The following is a 21,201-nucleotide window of genomic DNA, read 5'->3' as shown; positions in this document are numbered from 1 at the left end:
CATATCACTCAGATATGAAATTGCCACAAGGAAGTTCCTTCTCAATCTCCAGTTGTTTCTGCCCATTTTTGTAACAAACTCATTATATTTACAAACTTTCAATATTCTGAATTGGATAAAAAAGTTAATATGGGAGTTGTACACTCAATCGGAGTCACAGAAAAGTCTAGAAAAGGAGATTTTTTTATGGAGCCTGCAATCGTAATTAAGGATCTCAAAAAATCGTTCGGAGACAAAAAAGTTCTCGATGGCATTTCCCTCTCGATTCCCAAAGGTACAATTTTTGGTCTACTTGGGCCTAATGGAGCTGGAAAAACAACCTCCCTCCGAATCCTGTCCTGCCTCATTGAGCCTACGTCAGGAGAAGTCACCATCCTCGGTCATCAAATCAGCAAGAATAAAGAAGAGATTCGCAAAAAAATTGGTTGTGTAACAGAATCTCCCGGGGTGTATGACAAGCTTTCTCTGTTGGACAACCTGGAATTCTTCGCCTCTTGCTACCAGATTCCCAAAGCCAAGCGTGCTTCACGCATTGAGTATTTGCTTCGCCAGTTCGATTTGTGGGACAGAAGAAACGATCCTGCTGGCAGATTGTCTAAAGGAATGAAACAAAAACTTTCGATTGTTTGCGCGATTTTACACGATCCAGAAGTGCTTTTCTTAGACGAGGTCACAGCCAATCTCGATCCTGTCAGCACTCGGAAGCTGAAAGATCTGATTCGCGAGTGGGCTGCCGCTGGAAAAACGATCATCTTTTGTTCACATATCCTGGCAGAAATTGATGAGTTATGTCATGAATTTGCCATCATTAAGGGTGAGGTGATTCGTTTAACTACCCCACAAAAGTTCCGCGAAGAGTGGACCACCTACAATGTGCTTCTTGATGTAGGATCGGATTCTCAAAAGTCAGAACAGATTATTAAAGCCGCCGAGGAAGTGGAGACGTATCAGCGCACCGAAGATCAGTTCCACCTGAGGGTAGCCAATCCGAAGACCTCGAACCCACAGCTGATCAAAAAGCTGGTCGCAGCGGATATTACCGTCAATTACATAGCCCCCATCTCCGTGTCACTAGAGGACTCCTATCTCAGCTTGTTGAATCAAGAAAAGGAGGCGATCTAGGATGCCGGGATTTGTTATTATCCGGGAATGGAAAGAGCTCTTCGCTGCCCGCTCCGTATTGATTACGAATCTTGCTGCACCATTCGTTATATTGGTTGTAGCTCTGATCACAACTGTATTTGCTCAAAACGGTAAGATGGAGTTCATCCTTGATCTAATGAAATTGACCAATCCCCTCCTTAACATGGCAGGTGAAGACGGTCATATTGCCATTGCCCGCTTCTATTTCCTCTTGTTCCTGATCGTACCGGCGATGATCCCCTTAACATTTGCCACGACGAGTATCATCATGGAAAAAATGACAGGAACATTGGAAAGCGTACTGGTCACCCCGATTTCCACCAAGGAGTTTTTGCTTGGTAAGGTCCTAGCTTACTCCTTGCCATCCATCGCTCTGACCTGGGTGGTCCAGCTAATCTTTCTAGGGTTCATCTTTGCAACCTTTGACAATGCTAGCGAGTATTTTTCCATCGTATTTATTCTCGCGATGCTCCTGCTCGTCCCATTTATTTCGATCATCAGCGTATCCATGAGCGTCATTGTTTCCTCCAAAGTTGACAATGTCGCAGCAGCCCAACAATTTGGTGCCATACTGGTTCTACCGATCATCGGACTTGCTGTCAGTCAGGTCATCTTCCTCTCCATGATGAGCAATCCGGTAATCTATCTGGGAATGGTCACGATTTGTGCGGTGGTTGCCCTGATCATGTTCCAGGTAAGTATTAAGGTGTTTGATCGTGAGCATATCATCAGCAAGTGGAAATAACCGAAAGTATGAAAAATAACCACCTTATGAAATCGTTGTTGTCACACGATTCCATAAGGTGGTTTTACTATTTGGGTAGTGTTTTTAGCCAATAATCGCTTTAAGGGTTTGGGTCATTGTGTGCCAGTCCTCTTCTTGCATGATCGTATCCAAAGGTCTCTTCAATTCCATGAGTACATCATCTACATAATGCTCACGTCTCATCCCCACGAGGACGCTGTGTACCTCTGGAGTAGCGCGCATCGTTCTAATCGCAGCTTGGCTGAGGTTATCTGTTGCCATTAAATACGGTTTCACCCTCGTCAGCTCTTTCGAGATATCCAGTGAACGCTGGTAGTCTTTGGGGGCGTAGTAGCTCTTCAAAGCTTCAGCTGTCTCCATGAGAGTTGCCTTGTAGGTATCCAGCCATTGCTGCGTCTGGTCGTCCAGGCCCTCATGTTTTTTAATCGTATTGCGAATATCTTCGATGACCGGCTCAAACAAGAAGCTTCTCACATTTTGCACATTTGTGGTAGAGTATAGCTTTTTCCAGTATTTGCGGAGTGTTGCTCCAGATGATATTTTTTTCTTCAGCTCTTTCACATCTTCTTTCTCCATTTTAAGTAATGGCAAGACGCGATAGACGATCTGATCCTCTACATCATCTACACGATTCAGACAATCCTTGATTTGACGAATGGCTTCTTTTTCGTCAATGACTGTGCTCTGATCTAGTTGGATGTTCGTCAGCCGGAAGATTTTTTCCTTCGCTGTCACATCTAGCGTCCGGTTGGTCATTACACCAAGTCCTTTTTCCTTGGCAAATAACAAGGCACTCTTGCCTTGCGCATGGCTTTTTTCCAGCATGGCACCGGATTCGAACATGTTCATTGGAAACTGGATGACGCGAAAATGGTGATTCGGCGTAATCTTTTCTGCAATCTCCCAGAGGGTATCTAGCGCAACAAAATCAAATTCCTTGACATTGCTTACAAACGAATTGGCACTGACTCCATAGCATTGAATCCGACCTGATTCTACTTCTTTCTCCAGATGTCGAAAAGCCTTCTCCATTCGCTCTAATAGTTCATCATACGCTTCCTGTTGTTTGATCTTTTTCATTTTTGCCCATAGTAAATACCACTCTGGATTGTGCAGCATGTAGCAATCAATCGTATCCACCTGCAGGCGCTGCAGACTGCGTGTCAGCTGGTCTTGAAGGTATTCTGGGTGGATACATATCGACATTCCATCATGTACCGTCGTGAAGTCTTGATACGGTTTGCCTTCCGCTGTCCTCTTCGTCGTCTCTTCGGAATCCTCGCCTTGGACGATACCAGCCTTGGACACGATTACAAGCTCTTCCCTCTTTATTTTTTCTTCACTTATTAGCTGCTTCAGCACATGACCGATGACTTTCTCAGCGCTACCATTTGTATACATACTACTCGTGTCAATCAGGTTAATTCCTTCGAGCAGTGCCTTACGGAGTGCCTGCTGGTACTGCTCATCTTGTTCATCAATCCGGTACGTTCCGAATCCAACCTGACTGATCCACACATCGAAGCTACCAAATTGTTGATAGAAAAGATGGGTATTGGCCTGTGCTAGGCGCTGTGTCCCCTCTCGTGTTGCTTTTCCTGTCATCATCCTATCCCCCTGTACCCAGCAAGATAATTTTGAAGAGTTGACCCGACAATCGAAAGGACTTGGTCCTGTTGAGAATGGATGAAAAAATGGTCCCCTTCCAGTATGTGCGTTTGAAAAGAAGCGTTCGTGTGATCTCGCCATGCTTCGAGATGGGTTACGGAAAAATCCGGGTCCTGCCAACCGCCAATGGCAGTAAGTCCGAACTCCAACGGTTGCTCGTCTTGATAGCGATACGTCTCGCATATCGTGAAATCAGCCCGAAGCGTAGGGAGAAGCATGTTTAGAATCTCCTTGTCCTCAAAAACTTCCTTTGGCGTGCCATTCATCGTTCGTACGCCCTCCAGAAACTCATTATCTGGGAGATGATGGATGGCTTCACCTGGATCTGGCAGATGCGGGGCATGGTATCCAGATGCAAACAGGTGCTGCGGCTTGAGGTTGTAATGTTTGCGTAAATATCTGGCCAGCTCAAAGCTGACCAGCGTTCCCATGCTATGTCCAAAAAAGGCAAACGGTCGATTCAGATAGGGAAGTAGCGCTTCTGCCAGATCACGAATCATTACAGACAAATCCGTGTAGCAAGGCTCTAAAAAGCGATTACTTCTCCCTGGCAGCTGCACAGGACAAACGCCAATCTGAACGGGCAGCTTTTTTTGCCAATCCCGATAAATACCAGCATGACCACCAGCATAGTGAAAGCAAAATAATAGCACTTCTGCCTCTGCTGTCATTTTTGCAGAAAGTAGCCATCGGTTCTGGGAAACGTACATCTTTTGCATAGGTATCCTCCTCGATATTACTTAGGGAACAATGCGAATTTTAGCGCCATCTTTTAATTGTGATTGTCCTTTGATAACTACCTTGTCTCCTGATTTCACTCCAGAGCCGATAAGCGTCTTCTCAATTCCTTTTGAAGCGATCGAGATTTCCTTCTCAGCTACTCTTTCACCATTCACGACGTAGGCTACCGATTTCCCATTTCGCTCAAGGATGGCATCTGTCGGTATGAGAATACCTGCTTGTCCTTTGATTGAAGACACTTCCGCCTTCATTCCAGGAAGTAGCGTACCTTTTGGGTTTGGCACTTCTATTTCCACAGGGAAAAGCTTAGATTGGTCAGAAGCCTTTAGTCCCACGTAGGTAATACTGCCTTTGACCTTGATATTTTGAGATGGAACCTGCAAATCTAGTTGTATTCCTTTTTGGAAGCTTGCCAACGCTTTTTCCGACACATTCACCTTCACAATCATCGGGTCAAGGTTAATTACCGTTGCAATAGGCTTTTGCGGGTTGATCGTATCGCCTTCTTGGACTTGGATGTCGGTGACAATGCCGTCTACTGTTGATTTGATCAGTGTGTTTTCCAACGCATTTCTGGAAATATCCACTTCAACCTTTCCTTGTTGAACATTTGCTTGCGTGACTCGTCCATTTTTATCGGCCGTATTCACTTGCGTCCGAGCATTAATTAAAGCGATTTGCGCCTGATCTAGCTGGCTTTGATACTGATTTTTTGCTTGGAGATATGCGTTTTCTGCATTCTCAAGCTCACTTTTGGACAATGCTTTCTCTTCAAACAGCTTTTTAGCGCGGTCGTAATTTGCTTGCGCCAGCGTCAATCCTTGTGCAATCGTGCGATTGGCATGCGCAAAGGTTTGCTCTGCCTGCTTCAGTTGACTATTTGCCAATTGACTGGACGTCCCCATTTTGTTCGTATGCTCTAGATTTGCGTTGGCCACTGCTAATGCCGCCTCAGCATGGCGCAGTTTCAATTGCGCTTCGGTTTGATCCAGCTTTCCGATGACTTGCCCTTTTTTTACTGTGTCCCCTTTTTTCACTAGGATTTGCGAGACGGTCCCGGTAGTTTTGCCGTAAATACCCACATCCGTGTTAGCGAATACCTCCGCCAGCAACCTGTCGGATTCTTTGAGTTCTCCTTCTATAACTTCCTCTACTTGAACATCAACGGAGTTCTCCACTTTAATGGTTTCAATCTCAGTTTTGGACTGGCTTTCGATTTGTGTTCTTCCTCCATTAGAATTGGTCTTTTCTGCGGATTGAGAATTGCATCCCGAGATGATCGCCAAGCCTAAAAGACATGTCACACCTGAGCTGATTAGCTTCGTCTTCTTCATTTTTAGTAAATTCCTCCCTCTGCCTTACCCAGACTTTTTCATATCGCGTAAACTTCTCAGCACGGAAATAAACATATCCTCACTTGGCTCGATCTCTGCTTCTTTGGTATCCGGGGCAAAAAACTCTTTTTTGATCCGATACAGTAATTCATACCCGATAGGAACCACGATTAAGGTCAGGATCGTCGAAGTAACAAGTCCACCAATGACCACAATCGCCAAGCTTTTGGTCATCAAGGCTCCTTCAGAAAAGCCGAGGTAAAGCGGCAAGAGCGCGCTGACTGTCGCAACTGCTGTCATAATAATGGGCCGTAATCGGGTAACGCCAGCTTCGACAACTGCCTCACGCATAGAAGTCCCTTCCAGTCTTCGATGCTGGATATTGTCCACATACACGATTGCATTGGTAACAACAATTCCGACCAGCATCAAAAAGCCGATAAGTGCCGTTATATCGAGAACGGTATCCGAAATGAACAGGCCAAATAATCCGCCGATCACAGCAAGTGGTAGGGACAGTAGAATCGCGAGTGGAGCTGTAGCATTGCCAAAAGTGATGAGCATGACAATATAGACGATAAAAATGGCTGCTCCAATGGCTAAGAGCATATCTTTAAAGCTTTTTTCCATGTCACTTGAGACACCTTCCGATGACAATGTAACTCCAGCAGGCAATTTTTCCGCTTGCAACATCGCAAACAGGAAATTACTCGCTCCTCCTTTGTTGTCGCTCGTGATATCTGCTGTAATTTGTACGAATTGTTTTTCCTCTTTGCGCATGATTTGTGATTGTACTTTTTCTTGGTCAATCTCGGCAAAGTCCACCAAACGCACTTGTTGCTTGCTTGGCGTTTGAATGTAGATATTGTTCAGTTCCTCTAGCGATTTCGCATGGTTTTCACCGAGTCCAAAGAAAAGACTATAGTCTTTGTCGTCGACTTTGATTTTGCCAATTTGGGTATCCGAGACTAGGAGGTTGACCTCTTGAGCCACCTGTACAGGGGAAACTCCCAGCTCCGAGGCTTTGTCTCTATCGACTTTGATGACAACTTCATTTTTGAAATCGTTCAAATTGTCCTTCACGTTGGTCAACAGAGGACTTACTTTCAAGTTGGATTTGACAATTTCGCTTGCCTCTTTCAAACGATCCAGATCTGGCCCGTACAGGATTACCTTGAATTTGTTGGTATCGCTGCTACCAGGTTTAGTCAAGGCCATTTCAGATCCTAGTGGAATCATTGGTTTGACGATTCCCTCAAATTTCTTGATGGTTTGGTCGAGATTCACATCTGGCCCTGTTTTGATTATTAAGAGGGCTTGGTTCGATTGGCGTATTTCCGCTTCATTTTCAGAGCCAAGATTGATTTCTATGTACTCTACTTCAGGCTGCTCCAGCAATTTACTTTCGACCTGGGCAACCGTTTGATCGAGACCATCTAGTTGAGTACCTTTTGGCATAGTTACTTGCGCGAATATGAACTTCGCTTCCGGATCAGGAAACAATCCGTATTTCATATACGGGAGAAGCGCTAGACTTGCGATAAATAGAACGAGTGACAGAAATCCGACAGCGGGCTTGCGGTTGAGTGCCCAGTGAAGTAACTTCCTGTACGTATTAGAACCTTTCCCATGTTCATATTCCTTGATATTGTGGTCTTTTAGGATCAGCAGCTTCGCTAACAGTGGAACAATCGTCACGGCTACTAATAGTGAGGCAAACAACGAGCAGACGACGGTTAGTGCAAATGGGCGGAATACTTCTCCGATCATCCCTCCAACAAACACAATGGGTAAAAATACAGCAGTTGTCGTAAAAGTCGATGAGGTAATTGCATGTAGCACTTCGTGGGTGGCAATTTGAATCAAGTTTTCCTTACGCTCTTTGTTCAATTGCAAATGACGGAAAATATTCTCGATGACGACGATACTGTCATCCACTACTCGTCCTACAGCCACTGCCATCCCAAACAGTGTGATCATATTGAGAGTAATGCCCATCCAGGACATGAAGATCATACTTACTAGGATAGATGTTGGGATAGAGACTAGGACGATGAGGGTTGCATTCACATGACGCAAAAACAGCAAGATAACTACAGAAGCCATAATAGCTCCGAGCAAGCCTTCCTTGAGCATGCCGTTAATCGAATTCTTGATATCGACAGAGGTGTCATAAATCGTGGTAAAGGTTAAGTCCGGGTACTCTTCTTTTAATAGGGATAGTTTTTCATTGATGGCATCACCGGTTTCTACCGCATTGGCGTCACGAGTTTTGTAAATATTGATGTTAATTCCATTCTGGCCGTTAAAGCGGCTGATCGAATTAATGACCTGATCAAAATTGACTTCTGCGATATCGCCAAGCCTGACGTAGGTAAGCCCATTTTTGGGGTCACTTGGGAGGAATATCTTGGTGTTACGGATATCTTCCACATTGAGGTAACGGCTCACCACGCGAATGACGCGCTCTTCCCCATCCTCGGTGATCGCACCGATTGGCAGAGCTACGTGATTGTCTAGTAAAAGCTGTTTCAACTGCAACGGAGAGATTCCGTAGTAGTTAAGCGCATCTACATTTGGCAGGATTTTCATTTCTTTGAATTGTCCGCCTATTGTCGATACTTTATCAACACTTTCAATACCTTCTAACTCTTTGAGCAGTGTTTCTTTCACATCGTTGTCAAAATGATCAAGTCCACTCTCCTTATCCTGTCCTGTCACAAACAGATAATAGACGGGTTGGTTGCTGAAGCCCTGAATCATCACTTGCGGTCTGCTTACTTTGCTAGGAAGCGCGATACTGGAAATTTTTCTTTCCAGCTCGTTCCTGACAGCTTGTACATCTGAACCAGTCTCCAAGTAGACCTGTAGCGTGGAACTATTGTTGCTTGAGTATGACTCCACTGCCTTAACGCCTGTTACATGCCCAATTTCCCGTTCCAATGGCTTCGTTACATCATCGAGAACATCTTCTGGTGATGCATCCGGATAAGTAGTATTGACTAGAAGCACAGGGAAAGTGACATCTGGCATGTTCTCTACCTTGAGAGACATGGCGGCAATGATCCCACTGACTACGACTAGCAGGCTCATAATAATAATAGCTGTTGAGTTTCTGAGAGAAAAATTCGTTAGAAAACGCAAGGCATGCCCCCCTTATTCCTAATAAATTCCATTCTCTATATTACCCCTCATTTTTTTGGTATTCAATAAATTTCCATAAAAATTAAAATTTGTTTTTCATTCCGCTTTTTTACGAAACAAGAAAGAAGACCAAAAACCCCTTGCGACGGAGTTTTTGATCTACTTACTCGAATAATCTCTCGAAATGTAAAGAATTTGTATGTTTCTACACACAACGGAATCGTGTGGGAAGCGGTCTTATTTAATAAAACCATGAAGGATGATATCCCCTATCGCGTGAGCAATCATTGCGTACTCCAGCCCACGCTTCCAATAGAGGTAACCGAATAATATTCCTGCCACCCCGTTAAGGGCAATCGTGCGAATGAACAACAGTGGGGTAATCTCACCGAAATAGACATTTGCCGCAGGGAGATGACCAAGCCCAAATATAAGGGCTGCCCCAATAATGCCTGCCCAATACATCCAGGGCTTAGGGGAGGCTTTACGCCCGAATAACTTGCTCAAAATCCACACGATCATTGTCATCATGAACAAGCGAACCATGACTTCCTCGTATACTCCGCCTTGAATGGATGTCAGGATACCTGCCCAAAACGACACTTCTACGTCTTGGGCTTTTTCCGCCAAGATTGGCAGTAATGGTTGGAAAACAGCGAGTTCCAGTATGAGGAGAAGACCTGTCGCTGCCAATCCAAAGATGACTGCCTGGATGATTCCCTTTTTGTTGAAGGATTCTCCACCCGTTTTATATAGCCACTTCCGAATGACAGGGGCATCCAGCCCCACTTTGGTTGCAAAGGTCAATCCAATCCACGAAAACAAAAATGCCATGATGCTTCCTTGCAAGACGAAAATTGACATTGCAACCGGTATCGGGAGAGGTATCATTGCTAATGCATCCCCACCAATTGCCAGCATATAGGGAATAGCTGCGATAAAACCAATAGCGCTCACCAATGATAACAGAATTGCTATTTTCAAGTTTTTCATTCTACTTTCCCCTTCCTGTTCTTTTGTAATAGTAGTGGCTGCTTCCGAAAGAAATCAAAATCGTCACCAATACAATGATTAACATCAGGACATAATGAATGGTTGTTGGTAAAAATGAGGTGAGCATGATGAGGATTCCTCCGATGAAGAACACACGGGAACTCAATAGGTGGGTATTTTTCCAGACCTCTTCACTAGCGAGTGACCATGGCGTGCGTATCCCAATCAGATAGTTATGTCGAAAACGAGGCATAAAATTCCCTATCGTTACAAAGAGAATTCCTAAAATAAGCGTGACGAAAATCCCAATATTTAACATATACCCATATCCATATGCGATTATCACGCCATGGATGACGAGAAGTACGATCATTAATGTATTCAAGATTGTATCGTGACTGCTTTGGAACTTTTGGTAATACTGTTTTTGACTGCGAACAGCCACGAAAATAAACAGCATCACGACCGGAATAAAGGATACTCCCACAAGCTTAGGGGCAAAACCATTCGGTTCGCCATTTGGTCCCCAATGAATTACCATCTGATCTGGCATGGAGGGATAACAAATGACGCCCAGGACAACACTGATGAAAAAAAATAAAATAGACAAATTCGATTTATTCATGTGATTACCTCACTTTCTAATGGAATTGGATAAACCATTTTAATAAGTCTTGAAAAACGGTCGTATTAAGTGAGTAATAGATGTTTTGCCCTTTTCGTTCGTCGTAAACCATTTGTGCCTGTTTCAACAAACTGAGGTGGTGGGAGATGCTGGGCTTTGTCATTTGAAAATGATCGGCTATTTCTCCAGCCGTCATATCTTTCTCCCTCAACAGGTCAAGAATTTTTCTTCTTGTGGGATCAGAGAGTGCCTTAAATGCGTAATTCATTGACATAATCAATCCATCCTACTTTCATCCATCATTTTTAGATATTTAGGAATTTATCTAAATATCGCGTTTAGAAATGCCTTGTGCCAGCTCGTAAGTCACCACTGGATGGAGGGAGTTTTAGGATATTCGTGTAGTTTAGGATTTCTAGAGGTTGCGTTATGTTGCTTTGTGAATCGTTCATCCACATATCAATTCTACCATAAATTCAAAATTCCTCCAATACCTTGCACATTTTGCAAGCATACAATTTATCCCAACTTATACGCACAATTACATTTAATTACACTTTCACTGAATATTCAAGTCTCTTTTTATAGGCTATTATTCGAAGTATGTATAATGTCGAGTGACATAAGCCTTTTCTAGCAACACGCAATCAGTATTCTTGTTTGTATCACTCGACACATGAGCACAACTTGTCAATTATGATTCGAAGCGTGAATATCTAAAAGTATGCCAAATTTCATTATCATCCTTAATGGTTAGATAGATTTGCCCCGCTCCATAATCAGCCATGGCTACGTATACTTTTCCAGCGGTATAATCGCCTACATATTTACCATAATAATCGCTATCAAATGTTAAACTTCTTCCCGATATTTCAAAGGTTACCGATGTCCCTGTCGCTGCTATACATTTGACATTTACTTTATCTACTGCTGGTTGTTGATAGGTTTGATCATTTTGAGTTTGCATTGGGCTTTGCTGTCTAACAACTTCTAAATCCTTTTTTAATGAGTCATTCTTTTTCGCACATGCTGACAAGGCTTCTTGTACTTCCGCCAGCCGTCGCTCTAGTCTGGCAATGTGTCTCAGTAATTCGTAATCGTTGTAGTGTCTGCCTTCTCCTGCCGAAATTGGATAATAACCCTCTTGTGGATACCACCCGTACATAAATTCCCTCCTCCATTGGCTTTGATACACTTTACGTTATGGATTTCCCGCCTATTTGTTCGCCTATTTTACCATAAATTGGTTTTTCGCTGACTCCACGAAATGAAACAGCGGCCACCTAAGACCTGAAAATCAAGTCTTAGACTGACCGCTGTTTTTATTAAACGAACGTTCCCGTTAGGTCCATGTCATAACCCAAGGAATTGGTGAGACCCCTTTGTGCTAATTTATCGCTTATCCATTTCCACTCCGTATTTATTGAAGATGGCCGAGTATTTATTCTCGAATATGGTCCATCGCTTTTCTGTTCCGTACTTTTCCTGCAAAGCCTTCCAATAATGTTTTGCCGTTCCTACATCATTGGATTGTAAGAGCAAATGAAAGCTCTCTTCGCTTAGATGTAAAAATGGACCTGACGTGTAATAATCAACAATGGATCTGGCACTGGTCATAGTATCATAGAAATGAATAACATCATCTAATCCACTTAGCAACGTTTTTCTTAAATCATCCATATTCGTATCAGGAGTGATTGAAAATCGGTCTGGAACAGACTCAACAATTTCTCCAATTCTTGCTCTGAAGTGACACTCCGCTTCTTGAGGTGCTGTTAGAATCTCTCTCGATTGTATTTGTGCCAACTCCGCTGCATAAATACCACAGTTCACATAAAACATTACATTGTCCGCTGTATTGCCAGCAGCTTTTTGGAAGTTGAACATGTAGATGAGGTTTTCTGTCTTAGTGAAATTCAAATTCTTCTTTGCGAAGCCACACTTAGAAAGGAACGGCTTTACGTCCTGTTTAATCATATCGGTAAAGATCTGCTGCAACATGATCCCTCCTAGTAGTTTAAGATAGATTTTTTGTTATGTCGTACATCCGCCAAAAATCAGGAACGCTTACGCCAAGGCCAAGCTAGGTCGAGCAGGGCAGCGACGGTAGCTCCCGCAGTGTACCGTACAAGGTCCGCCGTCAAAAAGCCTTTTCCTAATACTAACGCCCCAATAGTTGTCCCCCGGAGGTAATTGATCCAACCAGCCTGATACAATTGGCTGGCCTCGATCGCAAAGCAAAACGCGAGGCTGCACCACAACGCGAAAGAAATCTTTTTATGAGCATAACAAGTGCGAAAACCGAAGTAGATCATGCACGCCCATAATGCATCGCCAAAATGCTCAGCTACAAAGACAGGCAACACATCGGCGTACGCTCTGGACCCTAAGCCCAAAGCCATGACAACAAAAACGGCCACGAAATAGGCGAGCCTGTCTCTCCATCGACTCGCGGAGCACTTGCTACATGTATTCATAGGTATCGTTCGGTCGTACTTCCATTCGGCTTTGTGCATACACCATCAATCTTCCTCTTTTATGTATCAATTTTGAGCTTTCCCGGGTAGCAAAGCGGTGCCTATCCCCAGTTTCTTTCTATTAAACTGCCTTTACAGAGAGAGTAATCTAAATCTATTTTTTCACAGTCTAACACTTTCATATTGAATCTAAAACATTATTTTCAGCTTGAAAAGCTAGGATTAGAGAAACAGATAAAAACAGATCACTGAATGGTATCTATGCCAATCAAGTGATCTGTTTTATGATGTTGAGCTATTTCCGCCAAAAAGTTGAACAGTCTGCCTTATCCAAGATATTAAATTCGATCATTTTCTCAAGGAATGAGAAATCAACCGGCTTATCCCACCGGATACGTACCAACTCTTTGGTGTGATCATAGCCAGCCTGTACAATTTCATCAGAAAAACGAGTAATCCCTACCCTTTCTGGGGAAACAGCCAAATGATGTTTGGCTACGCTAAAGCCAATAATAAATGTGCCGTGATCGGTAAACATAGGCTGATTCCACGCAATTTTTGGCATTAAATTTGGAAACTTCTTAGTTACCCAACCCAACCACAAACTAATTTCTTCACTACTTTTGCTCCTGTACTTAAAACTTCATGAAAGTAATCGTAAATCTTGTAAAGCTGTCTTTCTCACTCTCCACTTTAATCAAGGCATGATGTGCTTCGATAATGGCTTTGACTAGCGCCAATCCAATACCTGTCGAATCATGCTTTTTAGAGCCTGTTGCTTTGTAAAATCGATCAAAAATATGGGACAATTCCTCAAGTGCAATTCCTTCTCCAAAGTCTTGAATCACCAACTCCGTATAGATCGGCGTATCTTTTACTTGAATCATGATTGTACTGCTGGGTTTGGAATGCTCGATCGCATTCTTCAGCAGGTTCAACAAAGCTTCCTGCATCCATAGTTTATCGTGGGCAACGACGATTTCCTTCGGCGCATCCCAGTCAATCGTTATATGCTTATCACTGATCATGCTTGTCAAGCGATCCAAAACTTCCTCGATCGTCTCCACCAAATTGGCTGGCTCTTTATCAAATGAAATAGCTCTGGCGTCGATTTTCGCTACTTTTAACAAATTTTGAATTAAGACATTCATTCTAGCGATTTGAACCTCATTATTTTGCAGGAGTTGAACTTGCTGCTGACGAGGCAACTCTGCATTCAACAACATTTCATTGTAGATGGATATCGTTGAAAGAGGCGTTTTTAATTGATGGGAGATATCTTGTAGCATTTGTGCTAAAAACTCTTTCTCTTCCAGAAGATCCTGCATGCTTTTTCGAATAATATCTTTCATGGAACGAAAGGAAGCCGCTAGTTTAGCGAGATCCCCCTCTTTATTTTCATTGATGACTACCATGTAGTCCCCATCGATTATTTTTTTAGCTGCGGAAGTAAGTTGTCTAATTTTATGGAAGACCATCTTGTATTGCATATAGCTTGCCCCAAGCAGTATCAATCCGAAACAAATCAATCCCCAATAAATCAAATGATTATGGCTGGAAATATGTTTATTCAAAAGGGGAAACAGCTCTGATTCCAAATTTTCATATAATCCATACTGTCTAAAGATATCTCTTCCTTTTTCCTGATACTCACTTGAATTAGATGCGTGACTTGTTAAGACTTTCATAATTTCCGCTTCATTCTCGGGATTTTGTTCAACCAATCTAGCTGTAATCTCACCCCAGGTTGTAATGGAGTCGCTTTTCAAAGCATCATAAAACAGTTGATGTGCAATAAACTGGTAAATGGTAAATAGTGATAACAGAACGGTCAGTATCGTCATATTCCTTTTCAATTCGGTATTCTTCATCATCTTACTCTCTACTCACATCCTTATTCCAACGGTAACCCAATCCTCTTTGGGTGACGATAAACTGCGGATTTTTGGGGTCATCTTCCACTTTATCTCTTAGACGCTTAATGTATACAGATAGCGTATTTTCATCAAAAAAAACATCTTCTACTTCTGATATTTTCATCAGGAGATCATCTCTTTTTAGTGCTTTATGGGCGTTCATCATGAAAGTTAGCAGAAGCTTGTATTCAAGATTGGTTAATGGAATGCTTTCCTGATTTTTATAAGCCTTGACGAGATTCGTATCTATTTTTATATTTTCAGATGCTAAGGAAATGGAGGCGGTTTCCAATCTCCCACGTTTGCGCAATTGTACTTTCACTCTGGACATGAATTCCTTGACTCGGAAAGGCTTCGTTATATAATCGTCCCCGCCAATATCCAGGCCCATTACTACATTTGCTTCTTCATCCAAGGCCGTTAAGAAAATAATAACCGATGAATCATTTTGTTTTTTGAAATGCAGGCATAAATCATAGCCGTTTCCATCTGGAAGGCCGACATCTAGGATAGCCAAATCAAAAATATGTTGATCAAACTGGTGTTTCGCTTCTTTTACACTAGAGGCTCTGACCACCTCATAGCCTTCATTTTTCAATGAGAACTCGATGGCTAGACCAAGTGCCTCATCATCTTCTACAAGCAATATTTTATGCAAGGTTGTCCTCTCCCTATCCTCATTCCATTTCAGCCATCGACCAATCGGAATAGCCCGACTATAAAATAGCCAGGCCCATTCTATTATTGTTCCCTGATCACATCGATAATATTGTCTTTTTGAATTTTTCTCAGTGGTAATAGAACAGATAAAAAGCTGATGATCAAAGCTGAAACAAACGTAATGAGACAAGCTTCGTAGGGGATCGTCCATTCGACCCTCAAGACACCGGAAGCCGCCAAATAGATAATATAAGAAAGTATACAACCGAAAAAGATCCCTTGCAAACTTCCAGAAAAACCATATATCAGCGCTTCATAGATGATCATTTTTTTCAAATCCCTTTGTGACATACCTATGGATTTTAACGCAGCCAGTTCTTTTCGTCTGATGATGATGCTGATCGTAATCGTATTGAGGATATTGAGACTGCCAATCAAAGAAATGACGGTGATAAAACTGTATACCAGCACCTTTATGACGAGCTCCGAATCTTTCTTCACTTTATTTTCATCGGTGTAATTCGCAATGGAAATGGCGTGTTTTTTTCCAACAGACTCCTCGATGTGAGCAACAGTTGCAAGAGATTGAGTCTTATCCTTCAAATCGATTTCAAAATGGAGGTCCTCTTCCTTCACTCCGGATACATTTTCAACCGACTTCAAAAGCTCCAAAATTTGCTGTCTTTCAGCAGAAGAATCATCATGATCTTGTTTCAGATAGATGGATAGATCTGATTTCGTCGATAAATCTTTTACATATTTGGATGCAAATGCGATATCCATCAAAGACGAGAAAGTAATAAACAATACACTGGAAATAATGATGGATAGGATCGTAATGGTATAACGATTTTTATTTCTTTTGACATTCTTCAAGGCCAGGCTCAAGGGAAAAGATAACGGCTTTTTCAACACGTTATTCTTGTGTTTTTGGATCGCCTCTTTTTTAATGGATAACCTGCTGCTGATTGCCAGCAGTGGGGATATTCTGCCCGCAAAAAAAGCTGGGTAATAACTGGACGCTAGTACGGCCGTCAGCGTAATGATCGAACTGATGAATAAAATCCGCCAATCGATATGAAAGAACGAAACACCTTCACCATCTTCTAAAATGATGGCGAAAATGGATTGGAGAGCAGCAACCGCCACTATACTACATACAAGTCCAACCGGTATGGCGATGACAGCAAGCACGGCTGCTTCCCTCATCACGATTTGTCTAATTTGCTTTCGCGTAGCACCGATGCTTCGGAGCAAGCCGAACTGCTTCATCCGTTCTACGACGCTGATTTGAAAAGCGTTGTATATCACAACAACTGTCGCGATCACAACAATACTGACGACGATGACGAGCACGGCCAAAATCGATTGATTCGATCCCGGTTTCAAAGCCCTAATCATTTCCTCATTGATATCCAGATTCTTGTCTTTCGTAAGTGATTTTATCTCATCTACAACCGCTTTAAAGTCCGCCTTCTCGTTTATTTCGGCTAAGATCCTACCCTCTCCGATAGCAAAATCATGTTTATAGGTTAGTAAACGTCCCACTTTATTTATCTGAGTGAACGCCCGATTATCCAGTAAACCAACCAGTTGATAGGTTTGACCATCCAATTCAAATGATTCGCCGATCTGAAGACCCTTTTTCAAATAAGGAAGCGTCCATGAATCGACAGCTGCTTCATGCTCATTGGCTGGTAATCTGCCATCAGCAAGACTGTAGGTTAAAAACTCCAATGCGCTATGATCAGCGAAATTCTTTTGAACAGAAACATCTCCATTTCCAACCGGAACGATTCCGCCCTGAGACATCAAGCCATACGATGCTATTTGTGGATTATATTTGATTTTGTTTAATAGCGCTTCATCGTAATTTGAAATACCGAGATGAAAAGAAAACCCGTTTATCTTCTTGATGTTCTCAATTTGGGATAGCTGTGATCCTTTCATAAAAAGGCCGACTGTGGAAATTAACGCTACAGAGAGTATGATTCCGATCAAAGTCAAAATCGTTCGTTTCATATTCCCCTTTAAATACTTGCTGCTTAATTGTTTATAACTGCTGATCAAAATCATTCTCCTCCAGTCTTTTGGCTAATTCGCAGCAAGCCGTTGATCTGAAATGATCGTACCGTCTTCTATCGTGATGATCCGGTCAGAAGCCGAAGCAATCGCGAGATCGTGAGTAATCAATACAATGGTTTGATTGTATTTTCTAGCAGTCAATCGTAATAAATCTATGACTTCCTTCGTATTTCGTGTATCCAGATTCCCAGTGGGCTCATCCGCCAAAATCAAATGCGGCCGATTCATTAAGGCTCTGCCGATGGAGACCCGTTGCTGTTGACCGCCCGATAATTCGGAAGGCAAGTGGTCTTTCCGTTCATGGAGCCCCAGGATTTCAATAAGCTCATCCAGATACGTCATATCTATCGGTTCGTCATCCAATAACATAGGCAACGCGATATTTTCCTGGACATTCAATACGGGGATCAAATTAAAGAACTGAAAAATAAACCCGACTTTTCTTCTTCTAAATATCGAAAGCTCATCATCTGTATACTCGTAAATATTATGATCCCCAATCAATACTTGTCCTGAAGTTGGACGATCCAACCCGCCTAAAATATGCAGCAGTGTACTTTTACCAGAGCCGGAAACACCAACGATGGAAACAAACTCTCCTTGCTGAATCGAAAGGTGAATCCCTTTTAACGCATCTACCTTGCTATTTCCTTCCCCATAACTTTTTACTACGTTTTCCATTCGTACAACTTCCATACAACTCACCCTCTCATGACCCAAACTCAATCTTGTACGTCTACGAAGTTTACTTTGTCTTCACTATTTGCGTATACGTTCCCGATTTCTTGTAAGACTTGGTTCACCTGATCTTTCTTCTTATAATCGAAGCTGCGATTTTCAAACTGGATCAAGGAGAGCGTTGACTCTGCTTCGGTTAATTGGTTGTAAGTCTGTTCGTCAACAATAACAAGGTCCGCTTGTGGTATATACCCGATCCACATCTGATGGTTTACATACTCTACAGGTACCATCTTGCCGTTCAAATCGATTTGGTTATTCTTCATGTCTGCATCACTTGAAGAGTAATACAGATTTTGACCATTCGATAATTGTTTTATGCTGGTAACAGGGTCTGAAATAATGGACGTGCTGTCTGGATCTTGTCTGGCTCTGAGAATCCCCTTCTTGACGAATTGCTCAGCTGTGGATCGAGTAACAACCGAATATTTGATCTCTCTCGTTTCAAATTCTTGACCCGTTTCTTTCTGATCTTGCTCTGTCCGTTTCGTCTTTTTTATCGTTGTAACCAATTTCATTTTGTAGTCCATCGCTTGTTTGGTGTTATCTTTATACAACTCTTTGACCTTATTCGCATCTTTTTCTGTGCCGATTACGAGTACGCCATCGACCGCTTGTGATGGACCTTCTACAAATCGTTTTACTCCGAATCCAATCCCTGCAAAAAGGACAATAACCAATAAGAAACCTATTACTTTTTTCATCTTATCTGCTCCCTTATAAACTATTTATGTCTGGATTATAAACGAGACTTTCATGCAATTGAATGACTCTTGTCTAACGATTTTGACCTTCTTTCTTACAATTTAGTAAGAATGGTGCGTCTTCTCACGCAGGGTAAATACAAAAAGGACTGCTTCACTGGCACAAGCAGCCGAAGCAGTCCTTTCTCTTATACAGATGTTGTTGTGCTTTCTTCTCGTTCAAGTAATACATTTCTCATTTCCTGCGTCACCGCTGGTCCCAGAGGCAAGACGAAGTTAGGCTGCGTGGTGCCAGATGCTACTTCATAAGCCATAGCTTCTACTGGATTCACAACGATGTGACCGTCCTCTCGAAGCTGATTTACATTGCGCTGAACCGCTTTTTTCGTCCACATTAGGCGATTCATATTTGGAAAAAACATAACGGGTTTTGGATGAGCAAGAATAGTGGAGGTTAGCAAGTTTGGGGCAATTCCGTTAGCAGCTTGTCCAATTACATTCGCCGTCGCTGGCAAAACAACGAACAGATCTGCCCAACGTGCTAACTCAACGTGGTTCATTTTTTTCTCAAGACCAGGCTCTTCATCAATAAATATCTCGTCACAGTAAAACAAAATCGTAGACGGCGGGATCAGCGTTGCGGCCTGTTCTGTCATCACTACTTTTACCTCTTTGAACAGGGCTCGAAACATACTAAGATAAGCAGACGCACCTATAACGGCAATCGAGCCTGATATACCGACCAAAAGTTTCTTCTCCTTCAGAAATGGATCGTGTGTCATCTCTCGATTTCTCCTCTTTTAGGCCAACAGGAATGACTGATCCCATAGTGGCTCTTGACTACTGCTTGCAGAAAGGAGGGCAAGACCAATACCGGCTGCACCTTCAAGTGCACCTGCCTTATTGAGTCCTACTTTTCCATCACCATTTGGTTCTATATCTTGATAACCAAAAGGAAGCGACGGATTAAAATTATCTACTAGGCACTTAGTTAAATACTCGATATGTGATTGATAGCGTTCGTCATCTGTAGTCGTTGCCATTCTAAGCGTCATTTGCAAAAGTCCTGCTTTTCCATGACAAAACGTATCTGCATACAGATTCCAATCGCTTTCTGATCTCTTGAAAACATCATCGTAAGCTTGAATGGCAAGATTACAATAGGATGAATCTTGCAGAGCTTCACCCGCTAGATAGAGTGAACGAGCTACTCCTGGCGTACCATAGCACCATGCATCACGTCTAAACGGCTGTTGGGATAGCATTTCTTCCCCTAGCTCTTCTTCTAATTTCACTCTACCTCTCCACATAATCCCGCAAGCGTCCTTTTCCTTCCACCGCACCAACCAGTCAGCGATGCTTCGTATTGCCTCCCTCTGACCAGGTACTTCTACGCCTTCTCTCAAAGCAAGTGATAATAAGGCTAATGGTCCAGGAATCCCATGAGCAAGACCTACGTTAAAATTTCCTTTCGGATACATCTCTTTATCAATGTCTAAATATTGCATCTCCTGAGTCAAGTACCACCCTGGTATTTTTCTACCATCTTCATAATCTCTAGGCTGGCTTATATATACGAGATATCGCAAAACATCCTGTAAGGCGGCATGAAGAACATCGATTTGCTTACTTGCCAGTAAATATCGTCCAATGCCTGCTACACCTTGAATAGCATCATAGATATGAGGATTACTTCCTCCTCTTTTTTTATCAAGGACATACTCGTCTTCAATAATGACCGCTGTTCGTGTAGCGAGCAATTGATCCAGTTGTCCAAGAAAGCGTTGATAATGCTCTCGATTGCGTGAAGCTACTAGCGTAGCAAAGCAAATACCTGCTACTCCACCACACATGGACTCACTTGAAATCCCTACTGCCTTAATTTTTTCTTGAAGAGCAAGGAGATGTTCATGAGCAACGATATTCCAACCTTGATCAGGGAAATGTCTATCCAACTCAGCAAAAAAGAGTATCGTACCTGGGTATCCGTGAGAAAGAGTAGTAGCCCCCCAAGGATGTTGATGAATCGGTCCTGCGACACTTATGTTATCTTTATCCATTACGACCTTTTCTACCTGAATCGGATCTCGCAAATACGCAGCTACCTTGAGTGCAGTAGATAAAGCCTTTGTTCTTAACTCTTCATCTTTAATCCCTTTCCATGCATGCTTAGTTGTTACCACTGCTTTATTTGTCTCCATACTTTC

Annotated in this window: 20 protein-coding genes; 2 read left to right on the top strand and 18 right to left on the bottom strand. The window is 42.5% G+C overall.

Going from position 1 to position 21,201, the window contains the following annotated elements; all coding sequences use genetic code 11:
- Window positions 1-186 precede the first annotated feature (186 nt).
- Window positions 187-1,122 carry an ABC transporter ATP-binding protein gene (locus PMI05_RS27650; RefSeq protein WP_007729116.1) on the top strand — a complete coding sequence of 312 codons (936 nt, stop codon included), beginning with the start codon at window positions 187-189 and terminating at the stop codon, window positions 1,120-1,122.
- Window position 1,123: 1 nt separating this feature from the next.
- Complete coding sequence (locus tag PMI05_RS27645; protein ID WP_007729113.1) at window positions 1,124-1,888, top strand: ABC transporter permease; 765 nt, start codon at window positions 1,124-1,126, stop codon at window positions 1,886-1,888.
- 84 nt (window positions 1,889-1,972) lie between these two features.
- Here the strand turns inward: PMI05_RS27645 and PMI05_RS27640 are convergent, their stop codons facing one another.
- The 18 genes from PMI05_RS27640 to PMI05_RS27555 form a co-directional block, all read right to left on the bottom strand.
- The gene (locus PMI05_RS27640) at window positions 1,973-3,517 is read right to left on the bottom strand and encodes an aldo/keto reductase (RefSeq protein WP_007729111.1); all 1,545 of its coding nucleotides are present in this window, start codon (window positions 3,515-3,517) and stop codon (window positions 1,973-1,975) included.
- Complete coding sequence (gene lgrE / locus PMI05_RS27635) at window positions 3,514-4,296, bottom strand: linear gramicidin aldoreductase LgrE (RefSeq protein ID WP_007729109.1); 783 nt, start codon at window positions 4,294-4,296, stop codon at window positions 3,514-3,516. Before lgrE ends, PMI05_RS27640 begins: the two co-directional genes overlap by 4 nt.
- A 21-nt stretch (window positions 4,297-4,317) precedes the next feature.
- Window positions 4,318-5,652 carry an efflux RND transporter periplasmic adaptor subunit gene (locus PMI05_RS27630; protein WP_007729107.1) on the bottom strand — a complete coding sequence of 445 codons (1,335 nt, stop codon included), beginning with the start codon at window positions 5,650-5,652 and terminating at the stop codon, window positions 4,318-4,320.
- Window positions 5,653-5,676: 24 nt separating this feature from the next.
- On the bottom strand, window positions 5,677-8,796 hold the full coding sequence (locus PMI05_RS27625) for an efflux RND transporter permease subunit (RefSeq protein WP_007729105.1): 3,120 nt from the start codon (window positions 8,794-8,796) through the stop codon (window positions 5,677-5,679).
- Window positions 8,797-9,033: 237 nt separating this feature from the next.
- Complete coding sequence (locus PMI05_RS27620; RefSeq protein WP_007729104.1) at window positions 9,034-9,789, bottom strand: CPBP family intramembrane glutamic endopeptidase; 756 nt, start codon at window positions 9,787-9,789, stop codon at window positions 9,034-9,036.
- Between the two features lies 1 nt (window position 9,790).
- Window positions 9,791-10,414 (bottom strand): SdpI family protein, encoded by a 624-nt coding sequence (locus PMI05_RS27615; RefSeq protein ID WP_007729099.1) that lies wholly within the window; start codon window positions 10,412-10,414, stop codon window positions 9,791-9,793.
- A gap of 16 nt (window positions 10,415-10,430) precedes the next feature.
- On the bottom strand, window positions 10,431-10,688 hold the full coding sequence (locus PMI05_RS27610) for an autorepressor SdpR family transcription factor (RefSeq protein WP_007729097.1): 258 nt from the start codon (window positions 10,686-10,688) through the stop codon (window positions 10,431-10,433).
- Window positions 10,689-11,108: 420 nt separating this feature from the next.
- Window positions 11,109-11,579, bottom strand: a complete 471-nt coding sequence (locus PMI05_RS27605; protein WP_007729095.1) for a hypothetical protein — start codon at window positions 11,577-11,579, stop codon at window positions 11,109-11,111.
- A 227-nt stretch (window positions 11,580-11,806) separates the two neighbouring features.
- Window positions 11,807-12,415 carry a DUF4304 domain-containing protein gene (locus tag PMI05_RS27600; RefSeq protein WP_007729092.1) on the bottom strand — a complete coding sequence of 203 codons (609 nt, stop codon included), beginning with the start codon at window positions 12,413-12,415 and terminating at the stop codon, window positions 11,807-11,809.
- Window positions 12,416-12,471: 56 nt separating this feature from the next.
- Window positions 12,472-12,930 carry a DUF2809 domain-containing protein gene (locus PMI05_RS27595; protein ID WP_007729090.1) on the bottom strand — a complete coding sequence of 153 codons (459 nt, stop codon included), beginning with the start codon at window positions 12,928-12,930 and terminating at the stop codon, window positions 12,472-12,474.
- A 256-nt stretch (window positions 12,931-13,186) separates the two neighbouring features.
- Complete coding sequence (locus PMI05_RS27590) at window positions 13,187-13,501, bottom strand: iron chaperone (protein ID WP_052006458.1); 315 nt, start codon at window positions 13,499-13,501, stop codon at window positions 13,187-13,189.
- A 25-nt stretch (window positions 13,502-13,526) separates the two neighbouring features.
- Complete coding sequence (locus PMI05_RS27585) at window positions 13,527-14,762, bottom strand: HAMP domain-containing sensor histidine kinase (RefSeq protein ID WP_007729086.1); 1,236 nt, start codon at window positions 14,760-14,762, stop codon at window positions 13,527-13,529.
- 4 nt (window positions 14,763-14,766) lie between these two features.
- Complete coding sequence (locus tag PMI05_RS27580) at window positions 14,767-15,465, bottom strand: response regulator transcription factor (protein WP_007729084.1); 699 nt, start codon at window positions 15,463-15,465, stop codon at window positions 14,767-14,769.
- A gap of 83 nt (window positions 15,466-15,548) precedes the next feature.
- Complete coding sequence (locus PMI05_RS27575) at window positions 15,549-17,537, bottom strand: ABC transporter permease (RefSeq protein WP_007729082.1); 1,989 nt, start codon at window positions 17,535-17,537, stop codon at window positions 15,549-15,551.
- A gap of 24 nt (window positions 17,538-17,561) precedes the next feature.
- Window positions 17,562-18,248, bottom strand: coding sequence for an ABC transporter ATP-binding protein (locus PMI05_RS27570; protein WP_007729080.1), 687 nt, complete (start codon window positions 18,246-18,248; stop codon window positions 17,562-17,564).
- 26 nt (window positions 18,249-18,274) lie between these two features.
- Window positions 18,275-18,994: a lipoprotein BA_5634 family protein gene (locus tag PMI05_RS27565; RefSeq protein WP_007729078.1), complete on the bottom strand. Its 720-nt coding sequence runs from the start codon at window positions 18,992-18,994 to the stop codon at window positions 18,275-18,277.
- 188 nt (window positions 18,995-19,182) lie between these two features.
- Window positions 19,183-19,776 (bottom strand): flavoprotein, encoded by a 594-nt coding sequence (locus PMI05_RS27560; RefSeq protein ID WP_007729076.1) that lies wholly within the window; start codon window positions 19,774-19,776, stop codon window positions 19,183-19,185.
- Between the two features lie 18 nt (window positions 19,777-19,794).
- Window positions 19,795-21,195 (bottom strand): lanthionine synthetase C family protein, encoded by a 1,401-nt coding sequence (locus PMI05_RS27555; RefSeq protein ID WP_007729074.1) that lies wholly within the window; start codon window positions 21,193-21,195, stop codon window positions 19,795-19,797.
- Between the last annotated feature and the right edge of the window lie 6 nt (window positions 21,196-21,201).

The sequence above is a fragment of the Brevibacillus sp. BC25 genome (genome assembly GCF_000282075.1).
Taxonomy (GTDB): Bacteria; Bacillota; Bacilli; order Brevibacillales; family Brevibacillaceae; genus Brevibacillus.
Note: the sequence above shows the minus strand (reverse complement) of the source record. Positions and strands in the feature narration are given on the sequence as shown.

Bases quoted from the DNA above. Each gene is read 5' to 3' on its own strand.
- PMI05_RS27650 (WP_007729116.1), top strand. From the start codon at position 187: ATGGAGCCTGCAATCGTAATTAAGGATCTCAAAAAATCGTTCGGAGAC.
- PMI05_RS27645 (WP_007729113.1), top strand. From the start codon at position 1,124: ATGCCGGGATTTGTTATTATCCGGGAATGGAAAGAGCTCTTCGCTGCC.
- PMI05_RS27640 (WP_007729111.1), bottom strand. From the start codon at position 3,517: ATGATGACAGGAAAAGCAACACGAGAGGGGACACAGCGCCTAGCACAG.
- lgrE (WP_007729109.1), bottom strand. From the start codon at position 4,296: ATGCAAAAGATGTACGTTTCCCAGAACCGATGGCTACTTTCTGCAAAA.
- PMI05_RS27630 (WP_007729107.1), bottom strand. From the start codon at position 5,652: ATGAAGAAGACGAAGCTAATCAGCTCAGGTGTGACATGTCTTTTAGGC.
- PMI05_RS27620 (WP_007729104.1), bottom strand. From the start codon at position 9,789: ATGAAAAACTTGAAAATAGCAATTCTGTTATCATTGGTGAGCGCTATT.
- PMI05_RS27615 (WP_007729099.1), bottom strand. From the start codon at position 10,414: ATGAATAAATCGAATTTGTCTATTTTATTTTTTTTCATCAGTGTTGTC.
- PMI05_RS27610 (WP_007729097.1), bottom strand. From the start codon at position 10,688: ATGTCAATGAATTACGCATTTAAGGCACTCTCTGATCCCACAAGAAGA.
- PMI05_RS27605 (WP_007729095.1), bottom strand. From the start codon at position 11,579: ATGTACGGGTGGTATCCACAAGAGGGTTATTATCCAATTTCGGCAGGA.
- PMI05_RS27600 (WP_007729092.1), bottom strand. From the start codon at position 12,415: ATGTTGCAGCAGATCTTTACCGATATGATTAAACAGGACGTAAAGCCG.
- PMI05_RS27595 (WP_007729090.1), bottom strand. From the start codon at position 12,930: ATGCACAAAGCCGAATGGAAGTACGACCGAACGATACCTATGAATACA.
- PMI05_RS27585 (WP_007729086.1), bottom strand. From the start codon at position 14,762: ATGAAGAATACCGAATTGAAAAGGAATATGACGATACTGACCGTTCTG.
- PMI05_RS27570 (WP_007729080.1), bottom strand. From the start codon at position 18,248: ATGGAAGTTGTACGAATGGAAAACGTAGTAAAAAGTTATGGGGAAGGA.
- PMI05_RS27565 (WP_007729078.1), bottom strand. From the start codon at position 18,994: ATGAAAAAAGTAATAGGTTTCTTATTGGTTATTGTCCTTTTTGCAGGG.
- PMI05_RS27560 (WP_007729076.1), bottom strand. From the start codon at position 19,776: ATGACACACGATCCATTTCTGAAGGAGAAGAAACTTTTGGTCGGTATA.
- PMI05_RS27555 (WP_007729074.1), bottom strand. From the start codon at position 21,195: ATGGAGACAAATAAAGCAGTGGTAACAACTAAGCATGCATGGAAAGGG.